The sequence below is a fragment of the Vibrio sp. qd031 genome (assembly GCF_002100145.1).
Taxonomy (GTDB): Bacteria; Pseudomonadota; Gammaproteobacteria; order Enterobacterales; family Vibrionaceae; genus Vibrio.
Map to the genome: position 1 here is coordinate 1 of NZ_JXQD01000022.1, position 21,075 is coordinate 21,075.

A 21,075-nucleotide genomic window follows, 5' to 3' on the forward strand; every position below is an offset into this window, starting at 1 on the left:
TACGTTATGCGCAAGCGCAAAACGGGCCGGTATCGAGTCAATACCGTGCGACTCACGCGTTAGCGGGAGGCTCATGGTAGTGACGGTTGGGAAAGTTTTGATTGTTGCGGTTAGCAAGAACTAGCCTCTTTCGTTCTATTCGCTACCGGTACGTTGTGCGCAAGCGCAAAACGGGCCGGTATCGAGTCAATACCGTGCGACTCACGCGTTAGCGGGAGGCTCATGGTAGTGACGGGTGGTAAAGTTTTGATTGTTGCGGTTAGCAAGAGCTAGCCTCTTTCGTTCAATTCGCTACCGGTACGTTGTGCGCAAGCGCAAAACGGGCCGGTATCGAGTCAATACCGTGCGACTCACGCGTTAGCGGGAGGCTCATGGTAGTGACGGGTGGTAAAGTTTTGATTGTTGCGGTTAGCAAGAGCTAGCCTCTTTCGTTCAATTCGCTATCGGTACGTTGTGCGCAAGCGCAAAACGGGCCGGTATCGAGGCGAAAAAAAACCACCGCGAGCGGTGGTTTTTTAGATTTGATGTTGTGGGTTTAGCGAGTGCCGTAAACCACAATTGTTTTACCGTGCGCAGAAATTAGGTTTTGTTCCTCAAGCATCTTAAGGATACGACCTACAGTTTCACGCGAACAGCCAACAATCTGACCAATCTCTTGACGAGTGATCTTAATTTGCATGCCGTCTGGGTGAGTCATTGCATCAGGTTGTTTTGCTAGGTTAAGTAGCGTTTGAGCAATTCGGCCTGTTACGTCTAGGAAAGCAAGGTCGCCGACTTTTTGGCTAGTTACTTGCAGACGTTTCGCCATTTGAGACGAAAGACGCATTAGAATATCAGGATTGACCTGGATGAGTTGACGGAACTTCTTGAAAGAGATTTCAGCGACTTCACAAGGTGATTTCGCACGAACCCAAGCAGTACGCTCTTGTTCTTCATCAAACAAACCTAGCTCGCCAATGAAGTCACCTTGGTTAAGGTAAGACAAGATCATCTCTTTGCCTTCTTCATCTTTGATCAGTACGGCTACTGAACCTTTTACGATGTAGTAAAGGGTTTCTGCTTTTTCACCAGCGTGGATCAAAGTGCTCTTTGATGGGTACTTGTGAATGTGGCAGTGTGACAAAAACCATTCTAGTGTAGGGTCTGTTTGAGGTTTACCTAAAACCATATTCTTATCTTCCTCTGCAGAGTTCGCTTAGCAGCAATTCCATTTTCAGTCGTGAGACCGGCTCGATTGCATAAGCAACCGGGGAACTAGCATAAAGTGCAACTGTGCTTGCTGCAACTCGTCTTATCATTAGGCTAAAAATACTACCGTGTTTTGCATGGGAAATCTTGGTTTTGATCGAGCCAAAAGCCTAAATCTCACACATAAAGTGTGACTACTCACACGCTTTTAAACTTTAGTATCAGATGTATCGAGATTACCCGATTTTCCCGGTTTCGATTAATTGTTGCAAGATAGGTCTGACTATCAATTCCATCGCAAAACTCATCTTACCGCCAGGCACTACAATGGTGTTGTGCCTGGACATAAAAGAGCCATCTATCATAGACAACAAATAGGGATAATCCATATTTTTTATCCCTCTTAAACGTATCACTACAAAGCTTTCATCGAGACTAGGGATCCCTTTTGCATTAAGTGGATTGGATGTATCGACAGTTGGGACACGTTGAAAGTTTATGTGTGTTCGAGAAAATTGCGGCGTAATGTAATTAAGATAGTCATCCATAGAGCGAACGATAGAATCCATTACCGCTTCTCTCGAATGACCTCTATCGCGAGTATCTCGAACAAATTTTTGAATCCATTCCAAGTTTACAATCGGCACCATGCCTATTAGGAAGTCGACGTGCTTTGCGACATCCACGTCACCATCTTTAACTCCACCGTGCAGACCTTCGTAAAAGAGTACATCACTGTCGCTTGGCAACTCTTGCCATGGGGTAAAGGTGCCAGGCATTTGATTAAACGGCACAGCTTCATCAAACGTATGTAGATACTGACGGATTTTACCGCTGCCATCTTGACCGTACTGATCGAAGAAATTAGCAAGAGCGCCAAAGTCATTGGCCTCTGGACCAAAGTAGCTAATGTGTTTGCCTTGCTCTTTTGCCTTTCGAATCGCGACATCCATTTCTGGACGCGTGTAGCGATGGAAGCAATCGCCTTCGACCCACGCTGCTTTCACCTTCATCATGTTAAACATTTTTCGAAAGGCTTCTGAAGTGGTGGTTGTCCCTGCTCCAGAAGACCCCGTTACTGCAATAATTGGGTGTTTCGCTGACATAACATTCCTTGTTTATACACTCGTCGTCACGGTAGTCGACGGGCAATTAATCTTGGCCATCATGTGGCCCGTCGTACTCATTTGGGGTGTCGCTGCGTAACGACTGGCTCGTTTTGATATCGATACTTTCATGAAGCTCCGAATAGACAATATGCGCTTCACCACGGATCAGTTGTTGTTTGACCTGATCGATCTTGTCATCAAGCGTGCACTCGGCATCACCGTAATCGGTCCCTTCTCGCAGCACGAACTCAGACAGTAAGTTTTGCAGGGTGTCGCTGGCGATCTCTTGCCAGGGAATAATCATAGTCGTGACCTAAGGTTTCCAATTAAGGGAGAAAAATCATAGACAGTCATAGCGCCGATAGCAAACCTATCTGATCAAATTGTTGAAGTGGGTAGGGAGAGCCTCTTCTAGCCAAAGTTTGGGAGAGAGTGCTTCGCCACCAACAAAGCCAACGTGCCCACCATGTTCATACAAGCGATAGTCTACCGCATTGGGTAAGCGGAAACTTGGGATCACCGCATCGGTCATAAAGGGATCATCTTTAGCGTGGATAACAAGTAAAGGCGTATCCACCTGGGCGAGCTTTGGCAATCCACTGCAGGCCTCATAGTAATGGGCTGCATCTTTAAATCCGTGCAGCGGTGCGGTGATCTGTTCATCAAACTCATAAAGACGTTTCATAGAGTGTATATCGTCTGCGGTAATGGGTAAGGCTTGTTCAAGTAAATGCAATTTTTTAAGCGCGTTTTGTTTTAGCGAACCCAGTAAATGGTTTCTGTACAGTCTTGAAAAACCTTGTTCAATTCGAGCCGAGCAGCACGCTAAATCGAGTGGAGCTGAGATAACCGCGCAGGATGAAGTGATGGGATCGTCCGAGTATTTGGCCAAATAGTTGACCATCATATTGCCGCCTAACGATACGCCAATAACCGCGATGGGGTTGTGTGGATAGCGCTGCCTTATGTGCTCAAGCAGCAGCCGCGCATCGTCCGTTTCGCCAGAGTGATAGGCACGTGCGAGTCGGTTTATTTCACCACTGCAACCTCTAAAATGCATCATCACAGATAACCAGCCGTGGCGGGCAAAAGCCTCCATCAATCCATTGGCGTACGGGCTTTCAAATGAGCCTTCAAGGCCATGGAAAAGCACAAAAATGGGTTTGTTGGAATGCTGACGTTGTGCGTCGCCTTCGCTCCACACCAGATCCAAAAAGTCATTATCGGGAGTCTCTAATCGCTCACGGTAGCCAGTAAGTACGGCATTTTTGCGAATGAATCTCGGAGCCAAAGTTTGAATGTGTGGGTTGGATAATCCACGGGCTGGAATAAAGGGATTCATAGTACAAAGCTCTGGTCGGGTTGAGACTCTAGTAATGTCACAAGGGCTTTTAAGCCTTGCTCGAGTTCATTTTTGTCGACAGGGGCACTCACGGACAGCCGCACTGCTGGCTCAATGGCTGTCGCAGGAGGCGCAAAAAGCTCGGCTGATTTAACGGTTAATCCTTGCAGCTCCGCCTGCTGCACAAACTCCGACAGCTTCCAGTGTTCAGGCAAAGGCAACCAGGCGTGAAACCCCACACCTCGCCCAACAATGTGATATTTCGATAGATATTGAGTCACTAGCTGATATCGCTGCGTCATTTCTTGGCGCACTAATTCCAATACTTTGTCGGCGTTGCCACTTTCAATAAGTTGGCAGCATAACGCTATTAATAATGGACTGACCATCCAGCTATGGTTTTGTAGCGTTTGGGCTAACGTCGAGTAGAGGGGCCTTGGTGCGTGTAAAAAGCCCACTCGCAATCCTGGCGCTAAGGTTTTAGAGAAAGCATTCACATAGATAACCTGCTCAGGCGCAAGATTAACCATAGCGGTGGGTGCATTCGGTTCAAGTAAGCCATTGATATCGTCTTCAATGATAATCACGTCAAAGCGTTTACAAATATCGATGATGGCGTGCCTGCGATCCAGTGGCATCGTTGCGGTCGTGGGGTTTTGCAGAGTCGGCGTTAAATACACAAAGCGCGGCCGAAAACGCTGGCAAGCGGTCTCCAAGCTTTGCGGGGTGATCCCTTGCTCGTCCATGACAACGGACTTTAAACTGAGTTGTTTCTGTTTTGCAGCATTGAGTAACCCTGGATAGGTTTTCTCCTCAACCAGCAATGTATCTCCCGCAGAGCAAAACCCGTCCATCACAAGCTGCAATGCGTGTTGCGCACCGTGACAAAATAGCAATTGCCTAGCTGACAGGTGAATGTTGTGAGTAGTCAACCAGTCACAAACGACCGATTTATGGCCCTCGTTACCTACTGCGCTTTGATAAAGCATCAATTGATTGAGCAGCTGCGGTGACTGGCTAAGCTGAGACATGGCTTGACTCATCATCTGGTCTCGCTCGATAAACGGAGGAATGTTATACCCAAGATGACATTTCACATGCTCTTGCTGCTCCTCAAATACCCATCCACCTTGGTTTGGGTTTCGGACATACGTACCGGCACCAACGCGGGCTTCAACCAGTCCTTGGCGTTCTGCTTCAGCGTACGCACGTGTCACTGTGCCAATGGTGACACCCAGTTGGTCGGCTAAGGCGCGGTGCGTGGGCAGTTTTTGGTGGTACTGCAGCTCGCCAGATTGAATCTGAGTGCCGATCCATTGGGCAATTTGTTTGTACATGGGGATCTTGGATTGTACGTCCATTGTTGGGATTGTCATGGTGACAATAAATCCTTTGCGTTCAATTTTGGCCAGTGTTAGGGTGATTTTGCCGCAATGATGCGCATAAATCAAACTCGGAATCAGATTGTACCGATACAATTTAAAGGGGAGTAAGTCATGGATTGGGGTTATTTTGTGTCTATTGCCGTGTTTGCCTTAGTGATGACCGGGACACCTGGACCGAACAACGTCATGTTGACCGCATCGGGGGCCAATTTTGGGTATCGTCGCTCGATTCCGCATTTCTTAGGCATTGCACTAGGGTTGAATACCTTGATTGTGTTGTCTGCAGCAGGGCTGGATGTGTTGTTTCGATTGTACCCCGCCGCTCAAACGGGGTTGAAAGTGGCTGGGTGCAGCTATCTGTTGTACTTGAGCTGGAAAATTGCCACTACCAAAGTTTCAAATAACGCGTCAATTGCGGATAGTGAAGAAAGCTCGCCAATGACGCTGCTGCAAGCGGCTCTGTTCCAGTTTTTAAACCCTAAAGCTTGGATGATGTCGGTGGCCGCTGTGGGAACGTTCACCCTCTCAGGGGCTTATTATTGGCTGTCGATATTATCCATTTGTTGTGTGTTTGTGGTGGTGCAAGTACAAACGTCGTCGGTATGGATTGGTTTTGGGGCATTGATTCGACGCTGGCTTTCGACACCTAGAGCGCAAAGCCAGTTCAACTATGTTATGGCGGCGCTTACCGCGTCGTGCGTGGTGTTTATTTGGTAGCTGGGCATTGCGATGGCATTATGCACTTTGATGGAAAATAGCGACTAAAGAATCAGCGCTAAGTTGCTCGCAATAAATTTGTGTCAGTTTAGCGCTGCTGGTCTCACTAAGATTGAGCTGATTGATGCAATCTACTAGGTCAGATTGCTGCTGCTTTTCTAACAACAGCTCGAACTGCAGGGATTCTCGGTAAAGTGAATCGGGCACTTCTTTTTTTAACTGGCGACGCAACTCGCGATATTGAATCAACAGCGTCTCTGAACGTTGCAAAGCACGATTAAGAGCCACTAAGTCTTGCTTGTTAAGTGCCAGCTTCTGTTCGTCTAACCATTTGAGTAGCAAAAGTAAGTTCACGTTTCCACCGTAAAGGTTTTGCAGCTTCAAGCACGCATCTTTAATGCGTCGGTCACCATAGTACTGCAGGCTAAATTGCCAAAGGCGCTCCAATGTTAATCGAGGCAATGCGCTGTGAGTCATTCTCGTTCCTTGTGAATGTCACCACTCGAGTATCCCGTTGAGGCGTCTTTGGTGGTGTGCTGCGTTATTCTTGCATGGCTTCAAGTTGCTCTTGTGCGTCCATCCATTCCATTTCGACTTCTTCTAACTCCGCTTTTGCCGATGCTTGTTGATCAAGTACCTGAGTAAGAATGGCTTTATTGTCTTCTTCGTAAATAGAATTGTCTGCGAGCTTCAGTTCATTTTGCGCTAAAAGTTCGGAGAGGGAATCCATTTTTGACTCACACTTCTCAATTTTCTTACGCAATGGCGCACTGAGTTTTCGCAATTCGGCCTGTTTGCGCTTTTGCTCTTTACGAGCCGCCGCACTGTTGTCGGACGATTTTGGTTTGTCGACTTTAAGCTCTTGTCTTTCTACTTTTTGTTGCTCGGTCAGCCATTTATAGTAATCGTTAAGGTCGCCGTTAAAGGGCTCTACCTGCTTGTCATGCACTAAATACAAGTCGTCACTGGTGGCACGAAGTAAGTAGCGATCGTGACTCACGATGACCATTGCACCCTCAAAGGTTTGCAATGCCATGGTCAATGCTTGACGCATATCTAAGTCGAGGTGGTTAGTCGGTTCATCGAGCAACAATAAATTCGGCTTTTGCCATACCACTAGGGCGAGCACGAGGCGGGCTTTTTCACCACCAGAAAACGGAGCAACTGCGTCTAGCGCCTTATCGCCTAAAAAGCCAAAGCTGCCTAAGTAATCTCTAAGCTGTTGTTCAGTATGATTGGGCGCAATTTGCATCATGTGTTGCAGAGGCGATTCTTGTGGGTGAAGGGTCTCTAATTGATGCTGCGCAAAATACCCAATTTTGACACCTTGAGAGTAGCTAAGTAGGCCTTGCTGTGCATTGAGCTCTTTGGCCAATAACTTTATGAGCGTCGACTTACCTGCACCATTTCGTCCCAGCAGGCCAATACGGCTGCCAGGGACTAAGTTGAGTTTGATCTTATCTAAAATGATGGTGTCGTCGTAGCCAGCGACGACCTCTTCCATCATCAGAATCGGATTGGGCAGAGCCTCGGGCTCGCGAAATTCGAAACTGAAGGGATTATCAAATTGCGCAGGTAATACCTTTTCCATTTTTTCTAGCGCTTTTATCCGGCTTTGGGCTTGGCGTGCTTTTGATGCCTTATAACGGAAGCGATCAATATAGCTCTGCATATGCGCCATTTGCTTCTGCTGCTTTTGAAACTGTGCTTGTTGCAGCAGTAGTTTCTGAGCGCGTTGAGTTTCAAATGACGAATAGTTACCGGTGTACTCATTTAAGGTCTGGTTTTCGACATGGATAATGCGTTTTACGATGGGATCGAGAAAATCTCTATCGTGTGAGATCAGCACTAGCGTCCCAGGGTAATTTTGTAGCCACTTTTCTAGCCACATCACTGCGTCCAAGTCCAAGTGGTTAGTCGGCTCATCGAGCAGCAACAGGTCTGAGCGGCACAGCAGGGCTTGTGCTAGGTTGAGTCTCATTCGCCACCCCCCTGAAAACTGAGTAAGGTTCCAACTCATTTGTGCTTGAGAAAATCCTAAACCATTGAGCAGTTCTGCGGCGCGCGATCGAATGGTGTATCCACCTATGGTGTCAATTTTCCCATGCAGTTCAGCAGCGAGCGTGCCGTTATCTTGTTCTTCGGCGCGCTTAAGGTCGGCTTCGAGTCGGCGAAACTCGCGATCGCCATCAATCACGTATTCTATTGCTTCTCGCTCTAGCGCTGGGGTTTCCTGTGCTACCCACGCCAACTCCCAATGTTTGGGGAGACTAAAGTCACCCCCATCAATGGTGAGTTCATCTTTCATTAAGCTAAATAGCGTTGACTTTCCGCACCCATTCTTGCCCACAAGGCCGACTTTGTCACCGGGATGGATAGTGGCTGTAGCGTTGTCTAGAAGGGCTTTGCCGCCACGCAGCAGTTGAATATTGGAGAAAGTGATCATGTGAGCCGTTGTACAAAAAAATTGATTGGCGCCGAGTATACCAAGTATCGAGCGAAATAGGATATGATGCGAAGGCTATACTTTAGAATATCGTGCGCTATACAGGAAAAGCCATTGCAAGGATCGCAAAAAAGCTCGCAACTCAATTCGAAGCCCAAAGTACTATTGGTGGTCGCTCACCCAGACTTAGAACATTCGATTGTCAATCACCTGATGCTCAAAAAGGTTCAGGATCTTTCGCATGTCACCGTCCACGACTTGTACGCCCATTACCCAGATTTTTTTATTGATGTTGATGCTGAGCACCAGCTACTTATGAAGCACGACATTATTGTGTTTCAATTTCCAATGTTTCTCTATTCTTGTCCTTCGCTTCTTAAAGAGTGGATGGATCGGGTACTTGAAAAAGGCTTCGCTTATGGTGAAGGGGCACAGTTGAAAGGGAAAACGTGGAAAACGGTGATCTCAACAGGTGGCAATGACGATGCGTTTTCTAGCGATGGTTACAATCAGTACACCTTAAATGATTTTCTACGCCCATTTGAAATGACCGCCGCGTTGTGTCAAATGCACTGGCTTGAGCCGATGGTTTTATATTGGTCGCATAATGTTAGTGATGCCGAGCGATATGCTCACGCTGAAGAATTTAGACTGTGGTTACAACACCCTCTGGGCAGTAAGGAGAGTGGCTAATGGCATTGGGCAACGAATTTTTGCAAAACAGCGTGACTTTTTTGGTCGCAGCAGTGGCTGCAGTGCCACTGGCTCAACGTTTGGGTCTTGGCTCTGTACTCGGCTATTTGCTCGCAGGAGTCGCGATTGGTCCGTGGGGATTAGGACTCATAAAAGATGTCGAATCAATTCTACACTTTTCAGAGTTTGGCGTGGTACTGCTGCTCTTTCTGATTGGTTTAGAGCTTAACCCCAAAAAACTGTGGCAAATGCGTCGGCCCATTATTGGGCTAGGTGGTGCTCAAGTGCTCGTTACCAGTGCGCTTCTAACTGGGGCAGTATCTCTGCTCGGATTTAGCTGGAATGTGAGTACGGCCATTGCTATGGGGCTGGCATTGTCGTCCACTGCAATAGCTTTGCGGGTCATTGAAGAACAGGGTTTGGCTGGAAGTGAAACCGGTCAGTCGGGCTTTGCGGTATTGCTGTTTCAAGATATCGCGGTGATCCCGATGCTGGCTCTGTTGCCCGTGCTGGCTGGCAATGTTGCTGGTGATTGGTTGTCGGCATTGTCCACTATCGCAGGTGTGTTAGCACTGCTTGTGGCTGGTCACTTTTTACTGCGACCGCTATTTCGATATGCAATTTCAACCCGTACAAGAGAGATGTTTACTGTCACCGCGCTGCTCGTGGTGGTTGGCATAGCCTACGTCATGAACTTTATGGGATTGTCGATGGCACTTGGCAGCTTTTTAGCCGGTGTGCTGTTAGCCGAAAGTGAATTTAGGCACGAGTTAGAAATCACCATTGAGCCTTTTAAAGGGCTATTGCTTGGGCTCTTTTTTATGTCCGTTGGCATGGCGGTAAATTTAGGGCTTTTAGCGCTGTACCCTTTGGAGATATTTACCGCGGTGATTGCTTTGGTGGTCACTAAAGCGCTGGTACTCTATGTGCTTGCAAGATTATTTGGTACTCGTGCAAAAGCGCGCTCAAAAATGGCGGCGATACTCAGCCAAGGTGGAGAATTTGCCTTTGTGCTGTATACCGCTGCACAGTCTCAGGGATTGTTAGACGCTGAGACCGTGAGTTTTTTATTGGTTATTGTCAGTCTCTCTATGGTGACAACGCCGCTGCTGTTGATTGCTCAAGATCGCTGGTTTGCACGAACCATTAATGAACCCGAATTTAATGAGCCGCAAACGGTAATAGATAAAAAGCCCCGCGTGATCGTGGCTGGCTTTGGACGTTTCGGTCAAATTGTTGGCCGACTGATGTACGCCAACAAGGTTAAAATTACTATTTTGGAAAGTGACGCAAGTCAGATCCAGCTGCTTCGTAAATACGGCTACAAAGTCTATTATGGGGATGCGACCAACTTGGAACTGTTGCGCAGCGCCGGTGTTGAAACGGCCGAGGCCATACTACTGTGTACTGACTCTCCCGACGAAATTTTGGCCATCGTCGGACTGTGTAAGCAGCATTTTCCCCACCTTAAAGTGATGGCGCGTGCGCGCAGCCGTGTCGAAGCGTACCAATTGATTAATCATGGGGTCGATAACTTTTCTCGAGAGACCTTTTTGGGTGCCCTAGACCTTGGAAGGCAAGCACTTATTGAGTTGGGTATGCACCCATATCAGGCGGCTCGAGCCGAAGCGCATTTTAAAAAGCTCGACAATCGCATGCTGGAAGAGCTATTGCCGCAGCATACTGACGATAAAGATTTAGCGCTTCGCGCAAAAGAAGCTCGAAAAGAGCTAGAAGAAATATTTGGCCGAGAGATGGAAAAAGACAAGCCACAAGGTCACGACTGGAGTTAGTGGAATGAAGAAGCGATTTATCGCTGGTGCGAAATGCCCAAAATGTTCGAGCGCCGACAGTTTGCGTTGGTGGATCGAAAACAATATAGAAATGGTGGAGTGCGTGGACTGTGGGCACATAGATCAACGCAAGCCCAAGTCACTTGAAGAAAGCCCTCAGGCAGAACAAGACATGATCGGGATATTTAAGCCAGAGTGATGGGTGAGTAGCGGTGCCACTCGCCGATGACGTCGAACTAAGCGTAGCCCAACAAAGTGTAAAAGTGATGATGCCTTGCCTTTTGTGACCGTTAGATTTCTTAAACAATCGCGCATTGAATTTTCACACAGCAATCACCATTAATAAGACAGTGGCAAAAACGTCAGATTTCTGTATTATTGCCGCTCTTTTTTTGAGCAGCGTGTTATCTCATACTGCTTTGCTGTAAGCCTTAGTCTTGATGAATCAGGTATATTGAATATGAAAATTGAAAACAATCGCGTTGCAAGTCTCGCCTACCAAGTCAAACTTGAAGATGGTGTTGTCGTTGATCAGTCTAGCGTTGAAGCGCCTTTGGACTACTTGCACGGTCACAATAACCTGATCACTGGTCTTGAGCGTGAGCTCGAAGGTAAGCAAGCTGGCGACAAGTTCAGTGCGACAGTGACTGCCGAAGATGCCTACGGTGAACACAGTGACGATCTTGTACAACGTGTACCTGCAAATGTATTCCAAGGTGTTGATGAGATTGAAGTAGGTATGCGTTTTCTAGCGGATACTGACCAAGGTCCGATCCCAGTTGAAGTGACTGAAGTGGATGGCGATGAAGTCGTTGTTGATGGTAACCACATGCTTGCTGGCCATACGCTAACTTTTGATGTTGAAGTTGTTGCAGTACGTGAAGCAACCGCGGAAGAAGTTGAACACGGTCATATCCACAAAGAAGGTGGCTGTGGTCACAACCATGGTGATGACCATGAGTGTTGCGGTGGCGAAGGCGACTGTGGAAAAGGTGAAGAGTGCTGCTCAAATCACTAATCCAATGATTTAGAAAAAGCCTTCCACTTGGAAGGCTTTTTTGTGTGTAGGACAGAATAAAGGAAACGGCATGACCAAACAATCATCTCCAATTGCCATCGCCATTCATGGTGGTGCTGGGACCATAGTGCGCGAACAGATGTCGGCTGAATTGCAAAGTGAGATCGAGCAAGCATTGAGCAAGGCCGCTCACGCTGGGTATACAGTGTTAGCGGATGGCGGAGATGCGCTGGATGCCACAGTTGCAGCCGTCATGGTGTTGGAGAATAGTCCCCACTTTAATGCCGGCCATGGGTCGGTCCTGACACACGAAGAAATGGTTGAGATGGACGCTTCTGTCATGCACGGTCGACAGCGCGATGCGGGCGCGGTTGCTGGCGTGAAGTATGTGGCCAACCCTATTATGTTGGCGAGGGATGTGATGCTGCACAGTCCCCATGTGATGTTACTGGGAGAAGGCGCACAAGCCTTTGCAAAAACCTTAGATTACCCGTTTGTCGAGCAAGACTATTTCTTTACTGAACGTCGCTACGAGCAGCTTCAGTCAATGAAAGATAAAGGGTTGTTTGCGCTGTCCGAGAGTCGATACCCTGACGATAAAAAATACGGCACAGTGGGTGCGGTCGCTTTGGATATGGATGGGAACTTGGCCGCGGCGACCAGCACTGGAGGGGTCACCAACAAAAAGTTTGGACGTGTTGGCGATACCGCCATTATTGGCGCTGGAACCTTTGCTGAGAATAGTACTGTCGCCGTTTCAACCACAGGTATGGGTGAGTATTTTATTCGTCAGACTGTGGCATCGGATGTCGCTGCTCGTATGCGTTATCTTGGCGAGCCTATGAGCGTCTCTTGTGACACCATTATTCATGGTGAATTAAAAGAGATGGGCGGCGAGGGTGGTCTCATCGCTATGGATTCACAGGGGCAACATCACTTTTCAATGAACAGCAGCGGCATGTATCGCGCGGTAATAACTCCGTTAGGTGATTTGGAAATCAGTATCTACGCGAAGTAGCGCCGTCTGGCGTGTTAGTGCTTAGTAATGGGGTGGCGGTGTTTCTTCCGTTTCGTCGGCAAGATTACTTTCCCCCAAGTTTTTTACTTTGCCAACCACATATTTCATTTGGGTTTGCATTTTGCTGATCACTAACTGTTGATCACTGAGCGCTTGGTTGAGTTCGTCAATGGTTTGTTCTTGAAACGCCAATTTGACCTCTAGGTCGATAATGGTTTGCTCAAGTTGCTGCAGTTTTGTGTCGTTCGATGACTGGCTCATGTGTATTTCCAATAGTGCGTGGGTTAAGGCATTGCCCACTCTTGAACAATACCGGCAGACGAGCCTGCGACGATACTGTTATTCGGAGTGAAGGTCGCATCATACACCACCGCGATAGCAGGTCTAGACTCTTTATTGGGCTCGACGCTCCAAGCCTGACGCTTTTTCCCGCTGGCGACATCCCAAACAGCGACCTTTCCAGCCGGCGTACCTGTTATTAGCCACTGCCCATCATCGGAGAATCGTGCAGTAGAAAACACCTGTTGACGTAAAAAGGTGCTTAACGTTGAAACTTTTTCACCCGTTCTGATGTCCCATATAAACGCGTCATTGGCGTCAGAGGTAAATGCCCAGCGTCCATCTCGATCCAAGGCCACCCGATTGACTCGTGCTTGGTGCTCAAATTGAAATAGTGCTTGCCCAGTCTGTGTGTCCCACAGGTAGGCGAAATAGTCGTTACCTCCAGATAGGGCGTAGCGACCATTGCTCGATAAGGCAACGGTGTTGACTTTTTCTTGGTGAGCAAGAAATTCAAGGCGGCGTCCGGTGGCCACATTGACATAGATAGCCTTACCGTTAGTGAGACCCAATAAGACGTGCTCACCATTGTTCGCGACGTCGAGATCTCTAATGGTGCCATCGGAGATGGACCATAAGCCCAGTGACTGGCTCCAAGCGAGCTCCCATACAGCGAAATTCATTTGGGTTGCAGTAATTGCATACAGACCATTGTCTGAGAAGCGAATGCGAGTCACCTCACTGGATGACGGATCTTGAGCGCCTAAATGGGCTAATTGCTTGTTTTGTAAAAGATCCCATAGTATAAGATGATCTTGTTTAGAATAAGCTATGCTAAAACGACCATCGCGAGAAAGTGCTAAGCTCGACGTCGTGTCATCAGCAAGTTGCCATTGGCTAAGTTGCTGAGTTTTAAAAAAACACCCAGCTAACACAAAGATGACACACAACACAGAGGCGACATTTAGTATTGTTTTTTTCAATGCTCTACACCGTTGGTTAGACGCTTCGCTTTAAGAAGCACAATTGATTACAGTTATAGTATCGCGCACAGCTTAAACATTTTGTGCGAGGTGCAAGTTAAATATAATGGCTTGTCCATTTTGGAGATATGAATGAAATCACTATTTAAAGTTTCACTGCTCGCTGCAACGGTAGCATTTGCTGTAGGCTGTCAGAAAGAAGAAGCTTCTCAACCAGAAGTATCGGCTGCGCAGGAAGAAACTCAAGTAGTCGCAATGACTTTTAACACAGAAGATGAAAAAGCGTCATACGCAATCGGTGCTCAGTTCGCAACATTCCTAAAGCAATCTATCGACAAGCCTAAAGAGCTGGGCATCAATCTAGATAGCGCATTGGTACTTAAGGGTATCGAAGATGGTTTCGGCGAAGGCGCAGAGCTTTCTGATGAAGAGATCATGATGGCCCTGCAAAGCCTCGATCAACGCGTTCAAGAAAAAGCGCAAATGATGGCTGCAGAAGCCGCTGAGAAAGCGATCAAAGTCGGTGAAGATTTCCGCGCTGAGTTTGAAAAACAAGACGGCGTGATGAAAACAGACTCTGGCCTACTTTACCAAGTGCTTAGCGCTGCAGAAGGTGAGTCTCCAGCAGCGACTGACGTTGTGACCGTTCACTACACCGGCACATTGATTGACGGCACTCAGTTTGACAGCTCTGTTGAGCGTGGCGAACCAGCTTCATTCCCATTGGACCGGGTAATCCCTGGTTGGACTGAAGGTGTTCAACTTATGCAAGTTGGCTCTAAGTACAAGTTTGTTATCCCGCCAGAGCTTGCCTACGGCGCTCAGGATGTACCAAACATCCCAATGAACTCGACTCTAATATTTGACGTTGAATTGCTAGAAATTGTTGAGCAAGCGGAAGAAGCGGCTCAATAAGCGCAAAAAATATTGCGGTAGATCACTATTAAGGCTCGGAATTTCCGAGCCTTAATTTTTTCTTCAAATTTTCTGATAAACTTTCATCTAGAATCATAATTAGTGTCTAGAGGCAAATGTGACTACAGAAACTGTCCATGCAGATGTACTCCTAGAGATGGAGTCGGTTGACGTAAAACCGTTTAGCAAACACGATAAAATCATCTTACGCTCATACGAAGCGGTGGTAGATGGTATCGCAAGTTTAATTGGTCCATTTTGTGAGATCGTTTTGCACTCACTTGAAGACTTGAATACGTCTGCGATTAAAATTGCTAACGGTGAAAATACCGGTAGGCAAGTAGGGTCTCCGATCACCGACCTGGCGCTCAAAATGTTGAAAGACATCGAGAAGTCAGAACGTAACTTCTCCCGTTCCTACTTCACTCGTGCCAAAGGCGGCGTGTTGATGAAGTCGATCACAATTGCCATTCGTAATGACGATAACCGAGTGATTGGATTGCTGTGTATCAACGTCAATTTAGATGCCCCTTTTTCACAAGTACTCCAATCCTTTATGCCCACCGACGAAGCAAATGACGCAGCATCGTCAGTAAACTTTGCCAGCGATGTGGAAGAGCTGGTGGATCAAACGGTTGAACGTACTATCGAAGAGATCAATGCGGATAAATCGGTCTCTAATAACACTAAGAATCGCCAAATCGTGATGGAGCTCTATGATAAAGGTATCTTCGACATCAAGGACGCTATAAACCGTGTCGCGGATCGCTTAAACATTTCTAAGCACACGGTGTATTTGTATATCCGTCAACGTAAGACTGAGGACGAAGAAATTTGAGTCTGAGCTACGCACTTGTTGTCACTGGTGATGTGTATGGCAATCAAGCCACACATATGGCGTTAGAGTTTGCAAAAGCTCTAGCGGAGTCTGAGCACCAGCTAAACAAGGTGTTCTTCTATCAGTCTGGTGTCAGTCAAGCAAGTGAGCTTGTGGTCCCAGCCAATGATGAGTTACATGTAGTGCAAGAGTGGCAAACACTTGCTCACCAATATCAATTTGCGCTGGAAACCTGCGTTGCAGCGGCATTAAGACGCGGCGTTGTGAGTAAAGACGAAGCCAAGCAGCATCAACTTGCTGCGCACAATGTTGCGCATTCTTTTGAGCAGGTCGGCCTGGGCAGTCTTGCTGAGGCGCTATTAAGTTATGACAGGGTGGTGCAGTTTTGAGTTCGATTGGTTTTTTGTTTACTCAAGCCCCTCACACTAATGCAAGTGGCCGTGAAGGCTTAGACGCTGTTCTAGCAACCTCGGCGTATAGTGAAGAGCTATGCTGTCTATTTGTTGGTGAGGGTGTATTACAGCTGTTATCGGCGCAAGAGCCTGAGGCTCAAAAGTTAAAAGATTACGTGAGTGCGTTTAAATTACTCGAACTGTACGATATCGAAGATGTGCTGGTTAGTGGCTCTGCAATGGTGGGTTATGGACTGACCGCCGACGATTTGATCATCGACTGCGAGGTGCTGGACGATAGTGCCATGGCAGACAGACTTGCCCAATGCGATAAAGTAATGAGGTTTTAGCCCATGTCGACATTACATATTGTCAGCTCACTTGAGCAGCTCAGTGTCGCATTGCCGTTTATCTCTAACGATGATCATCTTTTACTTATTCAACAGGCCGCCTATTTGGCGCTTGCTACGCATCCTAAAAAAACGCTACTAGAAAAAGTGAATTCGTATTCATTTCTTGACACTGACTTGGTGAGTAGGGGATTGATTCAACGTTATGATTCAATGGCCATTTCCATGGCGGATTTGGTGGAACTCACCGCGCGTCATAGCAAGTCCATTCATTGGGGGTGAGGCAATCTTGCCAAACGGTCTCCCAAACGGTGTGGACGACGTGGTTGCCTAGCCGCGTGCGGTTAAAAAAAGATCGTATATTCCTTGACACACCTCTCATCACTGCATAAAATTTCGCGTCCTTTAAAACCCTACTCTATGAAGAGTTTGTGGTGCTAAAGGACTAGATTTTTCACAAAAGCTTACTTTTAAGTAAATTTCAGGAGCTAGTTAATGGCAACTATTAACCAGTTGGTACGCAAGCCTCGTGCAAAGCAAGTTGTTAAAAGCAACGTGCCAGCACTAGAAGCGTGCCCACAAAAACGTGGTGTATGTACTCGTGTATACACTACAACCCCTAAAAAACCTAACTCGGCACTACGTAAAGTATGTCGTGTACGTCTAACTAACGGTTTTGAAGTAACTTCTTACATCGGCGGTGAAGGTCACAACCTTCAAGAGCACAGTGTTGTTCTTATCCGTGGCGGTCGTGTTAAAGACCTTCCTGGTGTACGTTACCACACTGTTCGTGGTGCACTTGACTGTGCAGGCGTTAATGACCGTAAGAAAGGTCGTTCTAAGTACGGTGTGAAGCGTCCTAAGTCTTAATCTCTTTCTGCAAAGAAAGGCGTTAAGTAAGGCCAAACACTTATTTTACATTTTATAGTTTTTATAAAACTGAAAAGTTTTGGAAAAAACCTGAAGAAGACAACGGAGAATTATCCATGCCACGTCGTCGCGTCATTGGTCAGCGTAAGATCCTTCCAGATCCTAAATTCAAATCAGAATTGCTGGCAAAATTCGTTAACATCCTTATGGTTGACGGTAAAAAATCTGTAGCAGAGAAAATTGTTTACACTGCACTAGACACTATGGCTGAGAAATCTGGTAAAGATCACTTAGCTGTATTTGAAGAAGCTCTTGAAAATGTTCGTCCAGCGGTAGAGGTTAAATCTCGCCGTGTGGGTGGTTCAACTTACCAAGTACCTGTAGAAGTTCGTCCGGTTCGCCGTAACGCTCTTGCTATGCGTTGGGTAGTTGAAGCTGCGCGTAAGCGTGGTGAAAAATCTATGGCTCAACGCCTAGCTGCTGAAATGCTAGATGCGTCTGAGAACAAAGGTACTGCGGTTAAGAAACGTGAAGACGTTCACCGCATGGCTGACGCTAACAAAGCGTTTGCTCATTACCGCTGGTAATGCCTTTAAGATGCTGCGGCTTGCCGCAGCATCTTACCTACTTCCTTTAGGGCTTATTCGTATTTCAAATGCCCCTTTATGCCATCGCTTCTTATAAGCGATAGTTTTGTATTTGAAACATCAATAATTCCTATTCATCGTTCTTAAAACAAAGGATGCAAAGTGGCTCGCAAAACCCCTATCGAGCGTTACCGTAACATCGGTATTGTGGCTCACGTAGATGCTGGTAAAACTACCACCAGTGAGCGGATTCTTTTTTATACTGGTCTTTCTCACAAAATTGGTGAAGTGCACGATGGTGCCGCCACCATGGACTGGATGGAACAAGAACAAGAACGCGGTATTACCATTACTTCGGCTGCGACCACCACTTTTTGGCGTGGTATGGAAGCACAATTCCCAGACCATCGCGTTAACATCATCGATACTCCAGGGCACGTAGACTTCACCATTGAAGTTGAACGTTCCTTGCGCGTACTTGATGGTGCTGTAGTGGTTTTTTGTGGTGCGTCTGGTGTTGAGCCTCAGTCTGAGACTGTTTGGCGTCAGGCCGACAAGTATAAAGTGCCTCGCATGGTTTTCGTCAACAAGATGGACCGTGCTGGTGCAGACTTCCTAGCCGTTGTTCAGCAAATCAAAGACCGTTTGGGTGCAACTCCAGTGCCTATTCAGTTAAATATTGGCGCTGAAGAAAACTTTGAAGGTGTGGTTGATCTCATTAAGATGAAAGCCATTAACTGGAACGAAGCCGATCAAGGCATGACCTTCAGTTATGAAGAGATCCCTGCCGATATGGTTGAATTAGCTGAAGAGTACCGCCTTGAGATGATCGAAGCGGCAGCTGAAGCCAACGAAGAGCTGATGGACAAGTACCTTGAAGAAGGCGAGTTGAGCGAAGAAGAGATTAAACTTGGTCTTCGTACTCGTACTTTAAACAATGAAATTGTTCTCGCGACCTGTGGCAGTGCATTTAAGAACAAAGGCGTACAAGCGGTATTGGATGCCGTCATCGAATATCTTCCATCGCCAGTCGACGTCCCTGCAATCAAGGGCGAAGACGACGATGAGAACATCGTTGAACGTCACGCCGACGACAACGAACCGTTCGCAGCTTTGGCGTTTAAAATTGCTACTGACCCGTTCGTGGGTACACTGACGTTTATGCGTGTTTACTCTGGAGTGATCAACTCGGGTGATGCGGTTTACAACTCAGTGAAAATGAAAAAAGAACGTCTCGGCCGTATTGTGCAGATGCACTCAAATAAACGCGAAGAGATCAAAGAAGTGCGCGCAGGCGATATCGCCGCAGCCATTGGCCTTAAAGACGTGACTACTGGTGATACTTTGTGTGACCAAAATCATAAAGTGATTTTGGAGCGCATGGAGTTTCCTGAGCCTGTGATTCAGATTGCCGTAGAACCACGCTCTCAAGCGGATCAAGACAAAATGGGTATCGCGCTAGGAAAACTGGCTGCAGAAGATCCGTCTTTCCGTGTAGAAACAGACGACGAAACCGGTCAAACCTTGATTTCAGGTATGGGTGAACTACACCTAGATATCATCGTTGATCGAATGAAACGTGAGTTCAGCGTTGATTGTAATGTCGGTAAACCTCAAGTGGCTTACCGCGAAACAATCCGTGGAACAACAGAAATTGAAGGCAAATTTGTTCGCCAATCTGGTGGTCGTGGTCAATATGGTCACGTATGGCTGAAGCTAGAACCAGCAGAGCAAGGTGAAGGATTTGTCTTCGTGGACGAAATCGTGGGTGGTGTGATTCCAAAAGAGTACATCCCATCGGTAGCGAAAGGTATCGAAGAGCAGATGAACAATGGTGTCCTTGCTGGTTATCCAGTGCTGGATGTTAAAGCGACTCTGTTTGATGGCTCGTTCCACGATGTCGATTCAAACGAGATGGCGTTTAAGATCGCTGGCTCGATGGCATTTAGAAGCGGTGCGCTTGAAGCGCAACCTGTCCTTCTTGAGCCAATGATGAAGGTTGAAGTAACCACTCCAGAAGATTGGATGGGTGATGTTGTAGGTGATTTAAACCGTCGCCGCGGCATGATCGAAGGTATGGACGAAGGCCACGCTGGTCTTAAAATCGTTCGTGCTCAAGTCCCATTGGCGGAGATGTTCGGTTACGCAACTGACTTACGTTCGGCAACTCAAGGCCGTGCTTCATACTCTATGGAATTCAAAGAATACGCTGAAATTCCTAAGAATGTTGCACAAGGCATTATTGCAGAGCGTACTTAAGCAACTCGATAAATCGACATTTGTTGGATTGTTTAATAATGATTCTATTGCGCATTCGTTAGATGGCGCATAAAATAGCAAATTCTGGCGCGCCTTGACCTTGTTGTAGTCTTGGCGAATCAATAACTAGGAAGGAACACAATCGTGTCTAAAGAAAAATTTGAACGTACTAAACCGCACGTTAACGTTGGTACTATCGGCCACGTTGACCACGGTAAAACTACTCTTACTGCTGCTATCTGTACTACTTTGGCTAAAGTATACGGCGGTGAAGCGAAAGACTTCGCATCTATCGATAACGCTCCAGAAGAGCGTGAGCGCGGTATCACAATCGCTACTTCTCACGTAGAGTACGATACTCCATCTCGCCACTACGCACACGTAGACTGCCCAGGACACGCCGATTACGTTAAAAACATGATCACTGGTGCTGCGCAAATGGACGGTGGTATCCTAGTTGTTGCTGCGACTGATGGCCCAATGCCTCAAACTCGTGAGCACATCCTACTAGGCCGTCAGGTTGGTATCCCTTACATCATCGTATTCATGAACAAATGTGACATGGTTGATGATGAAGAGCTTCTTGAGCTAGTAGAAATGGAAGTTCGTGAACTTCTATCTGAATACGACTTCCCAGGCGACGACCTACCTGTAATCCAGGGTTCTGCTCTTGGCGCACTAAACGGCGAGAAAGAGTGGGAAGACAAAATCGTTGAGCTTGCAGAAGCACTAGATTCTTACATTCCAGAGCCAGAGCGTGCTGTTGATTTGCCATTCCTAATGCCAATCGAAGACGTATTCTCTATCCAAGGCCGTGGTACTGTAGTAACTGGTCGTATCGAGCGCGGTATCCTAAACGTAGGTGACGAAGTAGAAATCGTAGGTATCAAAGA

The 21,075-nt window shown here is 47.0% G+C and carries 24 protein-coding genes; 15 read left to right on the forward strand and 9 right to left on the reverse strand.

All coding sequences use genetic code 11. The features are described 5' to 3' along the window. Window positions 1-535: 535 nt before the first annotated feature. The 5 genes from crp to ST37_RS07945 all read right to left on the reverse strand — a co-directional run bounded on the left by crp (window position 536) and on the right by ST37_RS07945 (window position 5,015). Window positions 536-1,168 carry a cAMP-activated global transcriptional regulator CRP gene (gene crp, locus ST37_RS07925; protein WP_084885271.1) on the reverse strand — a complete coding sequence of 211 codons (633 nt, stop codon included), beginning with the start codon at window positions 1,166-1,168 and terminating at the stop codon, window positions 536-538. Between the two features lie 256 nt (window positions 1,169-1,424). Then, window positions 1,425-2,294 (reverse strand): phosphoribulokinase, encoded by an 870-nt coding sequence (locus ST37_RS07930; RefSeq protein ID WP_084885272.1) that lies wholly within the window; start codon window positions 2,292-2,294, stop codon window positions 1,425-1,427. A gap of 46 nt (window positions 2,295-2,340) precedes the next feature. Continuing rightward, window positions 2,341-2,601 carry a YheU family protein gene (locus tag ST37_RS07935; RefSeq protein WP_084885274.1) on the reverse strand — a complete coding sequence of 87 codons (261 nt, stop codon included), beginning with the start codon at window positions 2,599-2,601 and terminating at the stop codon, window positions 2,341-2,343. Window positions 2,602-2,667: 66 nt separating this feature from the next. Beyond that, window positions 2,668-3,639 carry a hydrolase gene (locus ST37_RS07940; RefSeq protein WP_084885276.1) on the reverse strand — a complete coding sequence of 324 codons (972 nt, stop codon included), beginning with the start codon at window positions 3,637-3,639 and terminating at the stop codon, window positions 2,668-2,670. Beyond that, window positions 3,636-5,015 (reverse strand): PLP-dependent aminotransferase family protein, encoded by a 1,380-nt coding sequence (locus ST37_RS07945; protein ID WP_084885278.1) that lies wholly within the window; start codon window positions 5,013-5,015, stop codon window positions 3,636-3,638. Before ST37_RS07945 ends, ST37_RS07940 begins: the two co-directional genes overlap by 4 nt. A gap of 120 nt (window positions 5,016-5,135) precedes the next feature. Here ST37_RS07945 and ST37_RS07950 point away from each other — a divergent pair, with 120 nt between their 5' ends. Beyond that, window positions 5,136-5,741: a LysE family translocator gene (locus tag ST37_RS07950; RefSeq protein WP_084885280.1), complete on the forward strand. Its 606-nt coding sequence runs from the start codon at window positions 5,136-5,138 to the stop codon at window positions 5,739-5,741. An 18-nt stretch (window positions 5,742-5,759) separates the two neighbouring features. Here ST37_RS07950 and ST37_RS07955 read toward each other — a convergent pair whose 3' ends face one another. Further along, on the reverse strand, window positions 5,760-6,218 hold the full coding sequence (locus ST37_RS07955) for a TIGR02444 family protein (protein WP_084885282.1): 459 nt from the start codon (window positions 6,216-6,218) through the stop codon (window positions 5,760-5,762). 64 nt (window positions 6,219-6,282) lie between these two features. After that, window positions 6,283-8,187 (reverse strand): ABC transporter ATP-binding protein, encoded by a 1,905-nt coding sequence (locus ST37_RS07960; protein WP_084885284.1) that lies wholly within the window; start codon window positions 8,185-8,187, stop codon window positions 6,283-6,285. A 114-nt stretch (window positions 8,188-8,301) separates the two neighbouring features. On the opposite strand from ST37_RS07960, the gene kefG reads away from it, so the two are divergent. The 5 genes from kefG to ST37_RS07985 all read left to right on the forward strand — a co-directional run bounded on the left by kefG (window position 8,302) and on the right by ST37_RS07985 (window position 12,709). Next, window positions 8,302-8,880 carry a glutathione-regulated potassium-efflux system ancillary protein KefG gene (kefG, locus tag ST37_RS07965; protein WP_242426253.1) on the forward strand — a complete coding sequence of 193 codons (579 nt, stop codon included), beginning with the start codon at window positions 8,302-8,304 and terminating at the stop codon, window positions 8,878-8,880. After that, window positions 8,880-10,673, forward strand: coding sequence for a glutathione-regulated potassium-efflux system protein KefB (kefB, locus tag ST37_RS07970; protein ID WP_084885288.1), 1,794 nt, complete (start codon window positions 8,880-8,882; stop codon window positions 10,671-10,673). The genes kefG and kefB overlap by 1 nt, the downstream gene beginning before the upstream one ends. A gap of 4 nt (window positions 10,674-10,677) precedes the next feature. Further along, window positions 10,678-10,872, forward strand: coding sequence for a YheV family putative zinc ribbon protein (locus ST37_RS07975; protein WP_084885289.1), 195 nt, complete (start codon window positions 10,678-10,680; stop codon window positions 10,870-10,872). A 261-nt stretch (window positions 10,873-11,133) separates the two neighbouring features. Further along, complete coding sequence (gene slyD / locus ST37_RS07980; RefSeq protein WP_084885291.1) at window positions 11,134-11,691, forward strand: peptidylprolyl isomerase; 558 nt, start codon at window positions 11,134-11,136, stop codon at window positions 11,689-11,691. A 70-nt stretch (window positions 11,692-11,761) separates the two neighbouring features. Then, window positions 11,762-12,709, forward strand: a complete 948-nt coding sequence (locus ST37_RS07985; protein ID WP_084885293.1) for an isoaspartyl peptidase/L-asparaginase — start codon at window positions 11,762-11,764, stop codon at window positions 12,707-12,709. 21 nt (window positions 12,710-12,730) lie between these two features. Here ST37_RS07985 and ST37_RS07990 read toward each other — a convergent pair whose 3' ends face one another. Both ST37_RS07990 and ST37_RS07995 read right to left on the reverse strand, forming a co-directional pair. Beyond that, window positions 12,731-12,970, reverse strand: coding sequence for a SlyX family protein (locus tag ST37_RS07990; RefSeq protein ID WP_084885295.1), 240 nt, complete (start codon window positions 12,968-12,970; stop codon window positions 12,731-12,733). Between the two features lie 23 nt (window positions 12,971-12,993). After that, entirely contained in the window at window positions 12,994-13,971 is a 978-nt protein-coding gene (locus tag ST37_RS07995; RefSeq protein ID WP_084885297.1) for a hypothetical protein, read from the reverse strand. 132 nt (window positions 13,972-14,103) lie between these two features. Between ST37_RS07995 and fkpA the strand changes: the two genes are divergently transcribed. The 9 genes from fkpA to ST37_RS08040 all read left to right on the forward strand — a co-directional run. Beyond that, the gene (gene fkpA, locus ST37_RS08000; protein WP_084885299.1) at window positions 14,104-14,886 is read left to right on the forward strand and encodes an FKBP-type peptidyl-prolyl cis-trans isomerase; all 783 of its coding nucleotides are present in this window, start codon (window positions 14,104-14,106) and stop codon (window positions 14,884-14,886) included. Window positions 14,887-15,043: 157 nt separating this feature from the next. Further along, window positions 15,044-15,724, forward strand: a complete 681-nt coding sequence (locus ST37_RS08005) for a transcriptional regulator (protein ID WP_084885301.1) — start codon at window positions 15,044-15,046, stop codon at window positions 15,722-15,724. A 56-nt stretch (window positions 15,725-15,780) separates the two neighbouring features. Further along, window positions 15,781-16,113, forward strand: coding sequence for a sulfurtransferase complex subunit TusD (gene tusD / locus ST37_RS08010; protein ID WP_242426254.1), 333 nt, complete (start codon window positions 15,781-15,783; stop codon window positions 16,111-16,113). Further along, a complete protein-coding gene (gene tusC, locus ST37_RS08015) occupies window positions 16,110-16,466 on the forward strand; it encodes a sulfurtransferase complex subunit TusC (RefSeq protein WP_084885305.1) in 357 nt (118 codons plus the stop codon). Before tusD ends, tusC begins: the two co-directional genes overlap by 4 nt. A gap of 3 nt (window positions 16,467-16,469) precedes the next feature. After that, entirely contained in the window at window positions 16,470-16,748 is a 279-nt protein-coding gene (locus ST37_RS08020) for a DsrH/TusB family sulfur metabolism protein (RefSeq protein WP_084885308.1), read from the forward strand. Window positions 16,749-16,961: 213 nt separating this feature from the next. Continuing rightward, window positions 16,962-17,336: a 30S ribosomal protein S12 gene (rpsL, locus tag ST37_RS08025; protein WP_005417208.1), complete on the forward strand. Its 375-nt coding sequence runs from the start codon at window positions 16,962-16,964 to the stop codon at window positions 17,334-17,336. A 116-nt stretch (window positions 17,337-17,452) separates the two neighbouring features. After that, window positions 17,453-17,923 (forward strand): 30S ribosomal protein S7, encoded by a 471-nt coding sequence (rpsG, locus tag ST37_RS08030; RefSeq protein WP_084885310.1) that lies wholly within the window; start codon window positions 17,453-17,455, stop codon window positions 17,921-17,923. Between the two features lie 162 nt (window positions 17,924-18,085). After that, window positions 18,086-20,182, forward strand: coding sequence for an elongation factor G (gene fusA, locus ST37_RS08035; RefSeq protein WP_084885312.1), 2,097 nt, complete (start codon window positions 18,086-18,088; stop codon window positions 20,180-20,182). A gap of 144 nt (window positions 20,183-20,326) precedes the next feature. After that, window positions 20,327-21,075 (forward strand): elongation factor Tu (locus tag ST37_RS08040; protein WP_143698163.1); only part of this gene is annotated, 749 nt, incomplete at its 3' end.